Genomic DNA, 11759 nt, shown 5'->3' with positions numbered 1-11759 from the left:
ATGTTAATTAAGGACATGCCGATAAAAAAAATACTGTTAAGTCAAAAGGCATATTTAATATACATTACATTGATATACCTAGTTGTAACAATTTTTTTGTTCTACACAGCCATAGCTCCACCAAAGTTTGATATTAAAGCAGGAGATGTTGCCCAGATAGATATTAAAGCGCCAAAAGATATTGTTGATAATTTGGCAACACAGAAAAAGATTCAAGAAGCAATCAATAGTGTCAATCCAAAATATGATTATGATGAAAATGTTGCACAAGAGTCGTATGTGAAACTAACCGACTTTTTTAACAAATTAAGGAATATAAGAAAATCCAATGCACAACCTGATGAAAAGCTAAATACATTAAAAGAAACGCTTCCAATTAAACTAGATGAACAATCACTTAAAGCTTTGTTATCTGCGGAAGATAATACTATAATCACTGCTGAATCATTGGCGATCTCTACTGAAAAGGCTACAATGTCGAGGCAGATAACTGATGACGCTTTATCTGGAGCACTAAATAGTGTAAAGAGTGTTGTTGACAATTCGGATTTAAGTCAGGATTTGAAACCGATAGTTTACACTATAATATCATCGGTGATTTCTCCTAACATGATATATAATGCAAGTGAGACGGAACTTGCCAGGAAAGAAGCTGCTGAAAAAGTAGAGCCAGTCGTTTACAAAAAAGGACAAAACATCATTGTAAGTGGGGAAGTCGTTACGAGTGACCAAATTCGGGTTTTAAAGGCTTTGGGCTTGTTAAAAAATAACAGCGGGATAGACATAGCTATGCTTTCTGGGATTATTATGCTATTATTGTTGTCTTTGTTTATCACTATATACTATATAAATAGGCTTAATAAAAAAGTGAAAGAAAAGAACGCATATATTCAAATACTTTACTTGTTGGGAATTATATATTATTTTATTGTTATTGCATTAAAAAATATAAATCCGTTATTGATACCATCTGAAATGTTAGCATTATCTGTATCTGTAATATTAGACCCATTTATTGCTATAATGCTAAATACTTTCTTTTCAATCATTGGTGGAATGATGTTGAATTTTAATCAAGCCTTTTTTATCATGTCCATATTTGGAGGTACCATTGGAGCCATAAAAATGGTAAATTCTAAACAAAGAATTGATTTCGTCAAAGCAGGTATCTACGTAAGTGCTGTTAATACATTATCTATATTAGGTGTAGGTTTGATAAATAGTAATAATATTGTATCTGTTTTAGAAAACAGCTTGTGGGGAATTATTAGTGGTGCTTTCAGCGTGATTCTTGCTATTGGATTGCTTCCATTTTGGGAAGCAGGATTTGATATAATAACACCTCTAAAATTACTTGAACTTTCAAATCCCAACAATCCTTTATTGAAAAAATTGATGATGGATGCTCCTGGTACGTATCATCACAGTATAATTGTTGCTAATTTAGCAGAGGCTGGTTCTGATGCGATTGGTGCCAACAGTCTTTTAACAAGAGTAGGTGCATATTACCATGATATAGGGAAAGTAAAAAGACCTTATTTTTTCAAAGAAAATCAATTTACTGATGAAAATCTTCATGATAAAATATCTCCAGATTTAAGTACATTGGTGATTACGTCACATGTGAAAGATGGTGTAGAACTGGCTAAAAAGTATAAATTACCTGAGGATATTATCAACTTAATACGAGAACATCATGGAACATCCCTTGTAAAGTATTTTTACAGCAAAGCATTAAAAGCTGATGACTTATGTGAAGAAGACTCTTTTAGGTATCCTGGTCCTAAGCCGCAAACGAAAGAATCTGCAATTTTAATGTTGGCAGATTCTATTGAAGCATCAGTAAGATCCCTTCGTGAACCGACAGATGACGAAATTGAAACTATGGTTAACAAGATAATTGATGACAGGTTAAAAGATGGACAATTAGACGAAAGCAATTTAACATTAAAAGATATTAAAGTTTTATCTAAGTCTTTTTTGAATTCTTTGAACGGAATATATCATCATAGGATAGAGTATCCTGAAATAGAAAATAATAAAGCAGAGGTGTTACAATGAATATTTTGATTGATAATAGGCAGGATAAAGTTGATATTGATGGATTAGATAAAATTGTAGAAGATGTTATTAAAACAGCTTTAGAAGTTGAAGGCATTGTAGATGATGTGGAGGTAAGCGTATCATTTGTCGACAACGAAGAGATTCACAAATTAAATAAATATTATAGAAATGTCGATAGAGAAACAGATGTATTGTCGTTTCCTCTGGTTGAATTTGAAGAAATATACTCCGATATTGACGAAGAAAATAATGATGAATATGATGCAATAGGCCCTGAGCCAATTGGAGACATAGTGATTTCACTTGAGAAGGCGAAACAACAAGCGGAAGAGTATGGGCATTCTTTCATTAGAGAGGTAGCGTATCTTACAGCTCACAGTATGTTTCATCTAATGGGGTATGATCATGAGACAGATGAAGATAGAAAGACAATGAGAGAAAAAGAAGATGAAGTTATGAGACGTTTAAAAATAGAAAGGTGATATATTTTTGAAGATTAAAAAGTTAATAGATAGCTTTAATTATGCTATAGAAGGAATAATATATACATTTAAAACTGAAAAAAATATGAAGATACATTTTGCTGCAGCAATATTAGTTTTAATTTTGAGCCTCTTTTATAATTTTAGTAAACTTGAGATGATTGCCATAATTGTTACAATATCGCTTGTTTTGATGGCCGAAATGATTAATACAGCAGTGGAAACTATAGTGGATTTAATAACTGATGAGTACCATGTTTTGGCCAAAATTGCTAAAGATATTGCTGCAGGTGCAGTATTAATATCTGCTTTAAATGCAATATTTGTTGCGTATTTGCTTTTTTTTAACAGATTAAACCCATGGACGAATATTTTGCTTACAAAGCTTAAGAATTCTCCTGCTCATGTAACATTTATAACACTTATAGTAGTAATGATAGTAACAATAATTTTAAAAGCTTATTTTGGAAAGGGAACACCATTACGAGGCGGTTTACCTAGCGGACATAGTGCAATTGCTTTTTGCCTTGCTACTGCATCAACGTTTATATCTAAAAATATACTTTTATCGACTATAAGTTTTATAATGGCATTTATGGTAGCACAGAGTAGAGTAGAGGGGAATATACATTCTACATTTCAAGTAATCGTGGGATCAATTATTGGTATACTTATAACAGTATTATTTTTTCAGATAGTCAAATAAAAATATTTGAGGTGATGATATGGTATTTAAATCAGGATTTGCAGCATTAATAGGAAGGACAAATGTTGGTAAATCTACGTTATTAAACGCATTGTTAGAAGAAAAAGTAGCTATTACTTCTGATAAACCACAGACTACAAGAAATACAATTCAAGGTATACTGACAGGAGAGAATTATCAAGTAGTTTTCATTGATACACCAGGTATACATAAGCCGAAACATAAATTAAGCGAAATAATGATTGAATCTGTAAAAAAGACGTTATCAGAAGTTGATTTGATAATTTATATGATAGAACCGGATGTTGAGGTTGGACCTGGTGATAAATATATAATTGAGCACTTGATATCAGTTGATACACCGGTTATTCTTGTAATTAATAAAATTGATACGGTACCTTATGAAGCTGTTGATAAAACTATCGAAATTTTTAAGGCACAGTATAATTTTAAAGATATTTTGCCAATATCTGCTTTAAAAAATAAAAATATAGATTTATTGAAACACACAATAGTATCATATATGCCTGAGGGGCCTCAATATTTTCCTAGTGACTATATAACAGATAGGCCAGAAAAGTTTTTAGTATCCGAAATAATTAGGGAGAAAATACTGAATTATTTGGAAGATGAAGTGCCACATGGAGTATATGTAGAAGTTAATTCGATGAAAGTTCGTGAAAATAAAGACATTTTGGACATTGAAGCATTTATATTTTGCGAAAAAGAGTCACATAAGGCTATTATCATAGGTAAAAACGGGCAGATGTTAAGGAAGATTGGAAGCAGCGCCAGAACTGAGCTGGAAAGTCTATTTGGACAAAAAATATATTTAGATTTGTGGGTAAAAGTTAAAAAAGGTTGGAGAGATAATATTAGTATATTAAGAAGTTTCGGCTATGCGATTGACAAAAGATAATGATTAATGTTAGTATAGGTATGAAAGGTGGAATTTATTGATGGACATTGCAAAAATGATTGATCATACGCTATTGAAAGCTGATGCAACAGATATACAAATTAAAAAATTAGCGGAAGAAGCTATTGAATACGGTTTTGCCTCTGTTTGTGTAAATCCGTGTCATGTAAAATATGTCGCTGATATATTGAAAAACACTGATGTAAAGGTGTGTACAGTAATTGGTTTTCCCCTAGGGGCTAATACTGTCGAAACAAAAGTTTTTGAAGCAAAAGAAGCTATTTTAAATGGTGCGCATGAGATAGACATGGTTTTAAATATAGGAAAACTTAAATTTGGAGATTATGATTATGTAAAAAATGAGATAGAAGCTGTAACGGGTGCTGCTAAATCATTTGGAGATATAATCGTAAAAGTTATATTAGAAACATGTTATCTTTCTGATGAAGAAAAAATAAAGGCTTGTAAAATTACAGTGGATGCAGGTGCTGATTTTGTAAAAACATCAACTGGTTTTGGCAGCGGCGGTGCTACTGTACACGATGTAAAACTTATGAGAAAAACTGTAGGTGAAAATTTTGGTGTTAAGGCATCAGGAGGCGTAAGGACTGCAGAATTTGCAAAGGAAATTGTCGAGGCAGGTGCTAATAGGATAGGTACAAGTTCAGGCATACAAATTGTAAAGGGATGGTAAGAGTATGATCTTACATCTGATTTGGAACCTTTTTAAAAAAACAGGGAATATTGAATATTTTATGATTTACAAAGATTATGAACGTATTTATATAGAAAACAATAAATTTAAAAAGGATAAATTAGTATGAAGTTTATAAAAACCGAATCTATTGTTTTGAAAAGTAGACTTATTGGCGAGTCTGATAAAGTTGTTACGCTTTTTACAAAAACAAACGGAAAGATACAGGCAATAGCCAAAGGCGCAAGGAATTCCAAAAGTAGATTTTTAGGGTCTTCTCATCCGTTTTCTATTGGATATTATGTTTTATTTCAGGGTCAAAATTATTATTATGTGGATCAATGGGAATTAATTCATTCTTTTTTAAAGATGGATGATGACATTTTAAAGTTTTCTTATGCATCATATTTTGCTGATGTTGTTTATAAATTGCTTGAAGAAGAGGAAAGAAATATCAATGTCTATAATCTTTTGAAATATTCTTTGTTGTTGCTTGAAAAAGGTTCCGTCAATGATGATTTACTTGCAGTTTTATTTAACTTGAAATTTGTGACGTTTATGGGTTATATGCCTGAAGTTGATCATTGCGTATCTTGTGGGAAAAAAGAGAAGATTATGTATTTTTCACCGACTAAAGGCGGTATTTTATGTGAAAATTGCAAAAGCACGGCAGATGACATATTCTATTTGAAAAGAGATACACTAAATATATTAAGATTTTTACTTAAATATGGTTTCAATGATATAGGAAAAATGGTGGTACAAAAAGCAACTGTAGACGAACTAGACAGACTAATGACTAAATATATGGATATCCATTTTGACAAAATATTTCAGTCAAAGAATTTTTTAGATAAGATAAAAAACATGTAGGAGGTGATAAAGGTGGAAAATGATCTTGAGAAAATTGACCAGATTGTTGCAAGGGCAGGAGTTAGTTATAAAGAAGCGAAGGAAGCTTTAGAGAAAAGCAATGGTGATGTTGTCGATGCTCTTATTTATCTAGAGGAAAATAAGAAAAATTGGACAGAAAGCATATCTGTTGCTGGCTCCGAAGTTGTTGATAAAGTAAAGGAAATAGTTAAAAAAGGAAATGTGACAAAAATTAGGATTAAAAAAGATGATAATGTTATACTAGAAATTCCGATTACAGCAGGTGCTATATCAGCTATTATAGTTCCTCAGCTTACAATAATAGGAGCGGCACTGGCGTTTTTTACTAATTGCACTATTGAGATAGAGAGACCAAATAAAGAGATTACAGTTTTAAAAGAAGAAAAGGAATGAAATAAGATTAAATTTGTTATTTATTATATTGACATAATTTAAACTATCTGATATTCTAAAATAAATTGAGCATTGACCCTTTTTACCGTGTAGGAAAAAGGGTCTTGTTTATACATAAGAAGGAGTGTTTGTATATGGCTTTTGAAGTAACTATGGATAAAATAGTATCTCTTGCAAAAAATCGAGGCTTTATATTTCCAGGATCTGAAATTTATGGAGGATTAGCGAATACATGGGATTATGGGCCACTAGGGGTTGAATTTAAAAACAATGTGAAAAAAGTTTGGTGGTCAAAATTTATACAGGAAAGTCAATACAATGTAGGTATTGATTGTGCCATATTGATGAATCCCGAAACATGGGTAGCATCAGGGCACGTAGGTGGATTTAGTGATCCATTGATGGACTGCAAAGAGTGTAAATCAAGATTTCGTGCTGATAAACTTGTTGAAGATTATTTGAAAGAACAAGGACAAGAAGCTATTGTTGATGGTTGGTCTGATGAAAAATTAAAAAAATTCATTGATGATAATAATGTACCGTGTCCTGTTTGTGGTGCACATAATTTTACCGATATAAGAAAATTTAATTTGATGTTTAAAACATTTCAGGGTGTTACAGAAGATTCTAAATCAGAGATATATTTAAGACCAGAAACGGCGCAAGGAATATTTGTAAATTTTAAAAATGTGTTAAGAACAACAAGAAAGAAAATCCCTTTTGGGATAGGGCAAATTGGCAAGTCTTTCAGAAATGAAATCACTCCTGGGAATTTTACATTTAGGACGAGAGAATTTGAACAGATGGAATTGGAATTTTTCTGCAAGCCTGGTGAAGACATGGAGTGGTTTAAATACTGGAAAGAATTTTGTATGAATTGGCTCTTAAATTTAGGATTAAGGAAAGAAAATTTAAGATTCAGAGATCACAGTAAGGAAGAGCTTTCCCATTACAGTAATGCCACTACAGACATAGAATACAGATTTCCATTTGGATGGGGAGAATTGTGGGGAATAGCAGACAGGACTGATTTCGATCTTAGGCGGCACATGGAACATTCAGGAGTAGATTTAACATATTTTGACCCTGTCACAAATGAAAAGTACATACCGTACTGTATCGAGCCATCTGTAGGGGCTGATAGAGTAGCTTTGGCATTTTTGATAGATGCTTACAATGAAGAAATAGTAGAGGAAAATGATACTAGAGTTGTTCTAAAATTGCATCCTATGCTTGCACCAATAAAAGCAGCAGTTTTGCCTCTTTCTAAAAAGCTAGGTGAAAATGCGTATAAACTATATGATGATCTAAGGAAAGAATTTGTTGTCGATTATGATGAAACTGGAAGTATAGGAAAAAGGTATAGGCGCCAAGATGAAATAGGTACACCTTATTGCATAACGTACGATTTTGATTCCCTAAATGATGAATCGGTGACAATAAGAGATAGAGATACAATGCAGCAAATAAGGATTAAGATAAATGAAGTTAAATCATATTTAGAATCAAAATTAAAATTATAAAAAAAATCGGGCTATTGCCTGTTTTTTTTTATAATTTATGCTATAATATTATTGGACATAATTGTAATTAATTTTTAATTTAAAGTGGTAGTGTAAGTGTTTAGAAAACGTTAAGCTGAAAACTGTTGCTTAAATGGGAGTGAAATTGTCCCACGTGACTGATATAGTATCACCTAATATTTAGGAGGCTAAAATATTGTGGATGAGAATGTTGCTATTTATCTTGTTTCAGACTCCAGCATAGATACGGCAGAACATGTTGCTGCAATAGCTGCTTCTAGATTTGGCACCAATATAAATCAGATAAAAAAGTTTCCTTATGTTGGTGATAAAAATCAAATCGATGAAATAGCTATTGATGCGTCAAATAACAAAAATAGTCTTATAATACATACGATGGTAGTTGATGAGTTAAAAAGACATCTGCTCAATAAAGCTAGACAATATAATTTACGCATAGTAGATGTGATGGGACCGATTATGGATGCTATAGAAGGTACTACTGGTATACCACCTTCAGAGTTGTTTTTTCCTAAAAGGAAATTGGATGAAGATTACTTTAGAAAGATGGATGCAATTGAATTTGCGGTAAAACATGATGATGGGAAAGATATAAATGGTATATTATTGGCTGATGTTGTGATATTAGGTGTATCCAGGACTTCAAAGACACCGTTATGTATGTATCTTGCACATAAATATATTAAGGCTGCTAATTTTCCACTTGTACCTGAAGTAGATCCACCGAGGGAGTTATTTGAGATAGATCACAATAAAATATTTGGACTTATGATAAACATCGATAATTTGGTAGAAATACGAAAAGAAAGGCTTAAATCATTAGGGTTAGATTCTACAGCAGTTTATGCTGCTAAAGATAGAATAATTAAAGAGCTCAATTATGCTAAGGAGGTGATGGATAAGTTAGATTGTACAGTTATAGATGTAACAAATAAGGCTGTTGAAGAAACGGCAAGTATAATATTAAGTAAAATTAATAAAGGAGGACTATAAATGGCAAAGAAGTATGTTTATTTATTCAGCGAAGGTAATGCATCAATGAGAAATCTACTTGGTGGAAAAGGAGCAAACCTTGCAGAAATGACAAACTTAGGTTTGCCTGTGCCACAAGGATTTACTGTAACAACAGAAGCTTGTACCAAATATTACGAAGATGGCAAAAAAATATCAGATGAAATAGTAGAAGAAATCTACAAAAACATGGCTATTCTAGAGCAAATAAATAACAAAAAGTTTGGTGATAAGAAAAATCCGCTATTGGTTTCAGTGCGTTCAGGTGCAAGGGTTTCTATGCCTGGAATGATGGATACGATCTTAAATCTTGGATTAAATGATGATACAGTTATAGGACTCGCTGAAGCTACAAATAACGAGAGATTTGCTTATGATAGCTATAGAAGATTTATTCAAATGTTCTCTGACGTTGTTATGGGCATTGATAAAAATAAATTTGAAGCAATCCTTGATGCTGTAAAAGAAGAAAACGGTGCAAAATACGATACAGATCTAACTGCAGAAAACTTAAAAGAAGTTGTAAAGAGGTATAAAGAACTGTACAAGCAAGAGATGGGTGTTGAATTCCCCCAAGATCCAAAAGTTCAACTTCTTGAAGCTGTTAAAGCCGTATTTAGATCATGGGATAACCCAAGAGCTATTGTATACAGAAGGTTAAATGATATACCTAGCGATTGGGGCACTGCTGTAAATGTTCAGACAATGGTATTCGGCAATATGGGAAATGACTCAGGTACAGGTGTTGCATTTACAAGAAATCCTGCTACAGGCGAAAAAGCCTTGTTTGGTGAGTTCTTGATGAATGCTCAAGGCGAAGATGTTGTTGCAGGTATAAGAACGCCACAGCCAATTTCTACTTTAAAAGACATAATGCCTGAAGTGTACAATCAGTTTACAGAAATTGCAAACAAGCTAGAAAACCACTACAGAGATATGCAAGATATTGAGTTTACTATAGAAAGATCAAAGCTTTACATGCTTCAAACTAGAAATGGAAAAAGAACTGCTCAAGCAGCATTGAAAGTTGCAATAGACTTGGTAAATGAAGGATTAATTGATGAAAAAGAAGCAGTATTAAGGGTCGATCCAAAACAGCTTGATCAGTTATTGCATCCAATGTTTGACGCAGAAGCCATAAAAGCAGCAAAACCGATAGCAAAAGGCTTACCAGCATCACCAGGTGCAGCCGCAGGAAAAGTTTACTTTACTGCAGATGATGCAGTTGAGGCTGCAAAAGGTAGAGGAGAGAAAGTAGTTCTTGTTAGAATGGAGACATCACCTGAGGATATTGAAGGTATGGCTGCCGCACAAGGTATTTTAACAGGCCGTGGTGGTATGACATCCCATGCTGCTGTTGTTGCTAGAGGAATGGGAACATGCTGTGTAGCTGGTTGTAGTGCAGCTTTGATAGATGAAAATCAAAAGATAATGAAGATCGGTGATATTGTAGTTAAAGAGGGTGATTACATATCAATTGATGGAAGCACCGGTAATGTATATTTAGGAGAAATAAAGACTGTTCCGCCTTCTTTGACAGGTAATTTTGCAACTCTGATGAGTTGGGCAGATAAATATAGAAAATTAAAAGTTAAAGCAAATGCCGATATTCCAAGAGATGCAAAAGTTGCAGTAAATTTCGGTGCTGAAGGAATAGGCCTTTGCAGAACAGAGCACATGTTCTTTGCTGAAGATAGAATACCTGCTATGAGGGAAATGATAGTATCAAAGACCGAGGAGCAAAGAAGAAATGCCTTGAATAAACTTCTTCCTATGCAAAGGTCAGATTTTGAAGGATTGTTTGAAGCTATGGGAGAACATCCTGTTACAATACGTCTTCTTGATCCACCATTACATGAATTCTTACCACATGAAGATGAGGATATTAAAGAACTGGCAAATGAAATGGGAATGTCATTTGAGGATCTTAAAGCAACTGTGGAAAGCCTCAAAGAATTTAACCCAATGCTTGGTTTTAGAGGGTGCAGGCTCGCTGTTAAGTACCCTGAAATAGCTGAGATGCAGACAAGGGCTATAATTGAAGCAGCAATAAACGTATCAAATAAACTTGGCATTAATATTGAACCACAGATAATGATACCTCTTATTGGCGATGTAAAAGAAATGAAATATGTAAAAGACATAATCGTAAAAACTGCTGAAGAGGTATTAAAAGAAAAGAATTCGAACCTTAAGTACCAAGTTGGAACAATGATTGAAGTACCTAGAGCCGCTCTTACAGCAGATGAAATTGCAAAAGAAGCTGAATTCTTCTCATTTGGTACAAATGACTTGACACAGCTTACATTTGCATTTTCAAGAGATGATGCTGGTAAGTTCTTAGAATCATACTATGACAAAAAGATATACGAGTTTGATCCTTTTGCAAAGCTTGATCAAAATGGTGTAGGCAAGCTTATTGAAATGGGTACAAAATTAGGTAGACAAACGAGACCTGATTTAAGTGTAGGTATATGCGGAGAACATGGTGGAGATCCATCGTCAATAGAGTTCTGCCATAAAGCAGGTCTTGACTATGTATCATGCTCACCTTTCAGAGTGCCTATTGCAAGACTTGCTGCTGCACAAGCTGCAATAAAGGATGAAAAATAAATACCATAGAAAAGTGTAATTTTTTAGGCTGCTGGCATATTTTGTCCAGCAGCCTTTTACATATTGCTTTTTATTATTTTGCCATTTTTATCTATAACTTTATACTTCCCGGTATAAAAATCAATAAAAATCATTGAATAAGAGCTGCGTTTATTTGTTAATATCTCCCAATAAACTAATTCTTTTCTGGGACTTTCTGTTGTCTCGTGTTTTAACTCTATTTTCCAAATCTCATCGCATAACTTATTATTATTTACAATTGATATTGCATCTTCTCTTGAAATACCATTTTTTGAGTTAACAATATATTCTAAACGTGGATTAAAAAAATGAATTTGATTTATAAAATAAACATCATGCTTTGACAGCATCACGATAAACGAAAACTATCACGATAGACAGTAGGAATCGTGGTATAATTAGAGTGTACGGCACAGAG

At 33.2% G+C, this 11759-nt stretch carries 11 protein-coding genes; 10 read left to right on the top strand and 1 reads right to left on the bottom strand.

The window, feature by feature from the left end; genetic code table 11:
* The 10 genes from J2Z80_RS10985 (at position 1) to ppdK (ending at position 11320) form a co-directional block, all read left to right on the top strand.
* Positions 1 to 2061: an HD family phosphohydrolase gene (locus J2Z80_RS10985; RefSeq protein WP_209454430.1), complete on the top strand. Its 2061-nt coding sequence runs from the start codon at positions 1 to 3 to the stop codon at positions 2059 to 2061.
* Entirely contained in the window at positions 2058 to 2546 is a 489-nt protein-coding gene (gene ybeY, locus J2Z80_RS10980) for an rRNA maturation RNase YbeY (RefSeq protein ID WP_209454429.1), read from the top strand. The genes J2Z80_RS10985 and ybeY overlap by 4 nt, the downstream gene beginning before the upstream one ends.
* Before the next feature lie 7 nt (positions 2547 to 2553).
* Positions 2554 to 3252: a diacylglycerol kinase gene (locus J2Z80_RS10975; protein ID WP_209454428.1), complete on the top strand. Its 699-nt coding sequence runs from the start codon at positions 2554 to 2556 to the stop codon at positions 3250 to 3252.
* A 19-nt stretch (positions 3253 to 3271) separates the two neighbouring features.
* Positions 3272 to 4171, top strand: coding sequence for a GTPase Era (gene era / locus J2Z80_RS10970; RefSeq protein WP_209454427.1), 900 nt, complete (start codon positions 3272 to 3274; stop codon positions 4169 to 4171).
* A gap of 40 nt (positions 4172 to 4211) precedes the next feature.
* Entirely contained in the window at positions 4212 to 4865 is a 654-nt protein-coding gene (gene deoC, locus J2Z80_RS10965) for a deoxyribose-phosphate aldolase (protein ID WP_209454426.1), read from the top strand.
* 126 nt (positions 4866 to 4991) lie between these two features.
* Positions 4992 to 5738 carry a DNA repair protein RecO gene (recO, locus tag J2Z80_RS10960; RefSeq protein WP_209454425.1) on the top strand — a complete coding sequence of 249 codons (747 nt, stop codon included), beginning with the start codon at positions 4992 to 4994 and terminating at the stop codon, positions 5736 to 5738.
* Between the two features lie 12 nt (positions 5739 to 5750).
* Entirely contained in the window at positions 5751 to 6152 is a 402-nt protein-coding gene (locus J2Z80_RS10955) for a DUF4342 domain-containing protein (protein ID WP_209454424.1), read from the top strand.
* A 134-nt stretch (positions 6153 to 6286) separates the two neighbouring features.
* The gene (locus J2Z80_RS10950; RefSeq protein WP_209454423.1) at positions 6287 to 7675 is read left to right on the top strand and encodes a glycine--tRNA ligase; all 1389 of its coding nucleotides are present in this window, start codon (positions 6287 to 6289) and stop codon (positions 7673 to 7675) included.
* Between the two features lie 198 nt (positions 7676 to 7873).
* On the top strand, positions 7874 to 8689 hold the full coding sequence (locus J2Z80_RS10945; RefSeq protein ID WP_209454422.1) for a pyruvate, water dikinase regulatory protein: 816 nt from the start codon (positions 7874 to 7876) through the stop codon (positions 8687 to 8689).
* A complete protein-coding gene (gene ppdK / locus J2Z80_RS10940) occupies positions 8690 to 11320 on the top strand; it encodes a pyruvate, phosphate dikinase (protein WP_209454421.1) in 2631 nt (876 codons plus the stop codon).
* Positions 11321 to 11376: 56 nt separating this feature from the next.
* Here the strand turns inward: ppdK and J2Z80_RS10935 are convergent, their stop codons facing one another.
* Positions 11377 to 11691, bottom strand: coding sequence for a PepSY domain-containing protein (locus J2Z80_RS10935; RefSeq protein WP_245301280.1), 315 nt, complete (start codon positions 11689 to 11691; stop codon positions 11377 to 11379).
* Positions 11692 to 11759 lie beyond the last annotated feature (68 nt).

It is taken from the genome of Thermoanaerobacterium butyriciformans, assembly GCF_017874545.1.
In the GTDB taxonomy this organism is placed as follows: Bacteria; Bacillota; Thermoanaerobacteria; order Thermoanaerobacterales; family Thermoanaerobacteraceae; genus Thermoanaerobacterium; species Thermoanaerobacterium butyriciformans.
This window is presented reverse-complemented; position numbering and strand designations above follow the sequence as displayed.

Excerpts from the sequence above, each read along its gene's own strand:
- J2Z80_RS10985 (WP_209454430.1), top strand. The coding sequence starts at position 1 with ATGTTAATTAAGGACATGCCGATAAAAAAAATACTGTTAAGTCAAAAG.
- ybeY (WP_209454429.1), top strand. The coding sequence starts at position 2,058 with ATGAATATTTTGATTGATAATAGGCAGGATAAAGTTGATATTGATGGA.
- era (WP_209454427.1), top strand. The coding sequence starts at position 3,272 with ATGGTATTTAAATCAGGATTTGCAGCATTAATAGGAAGGACAAATGTT.
- deoC (WP_209454426.1), top strand. The coding sequence starts at position 4,212 with ATGGACATTGCAAAAATGATTGATCATACGCTATTGAAAGCTGATGCA.
- recO (WP_209454425.1), top strand. The coding sequence starts at position 4,992 with ATGAAGTTTATAAAAACCGAATCTATTGTTTTGAAAAGTAGACTTATT.
- J2Z80_RS10950 (WP_209454423.1), top strand. The coding sequence starts at position 6,287 with ATGGCTTTTGAAGTAACTATGGATAAAATAGTATCTCTTGCAAAAAAT.
- ppdK (WP_209454421.1), top strand. The coding sequence starts at position 8,690 with ATGGCAAAGAAGTATGTTTATTTATTCAGCGAAGGTAATGCATCAATG.
- J2Z80_RS10935 (WP_245301280.1), bottom strand. The coding sequence starts at position 11,691 with ATGCTGTCAAAGCATGATGTTTATTTTATAAATCAAATTCATTTTTTT.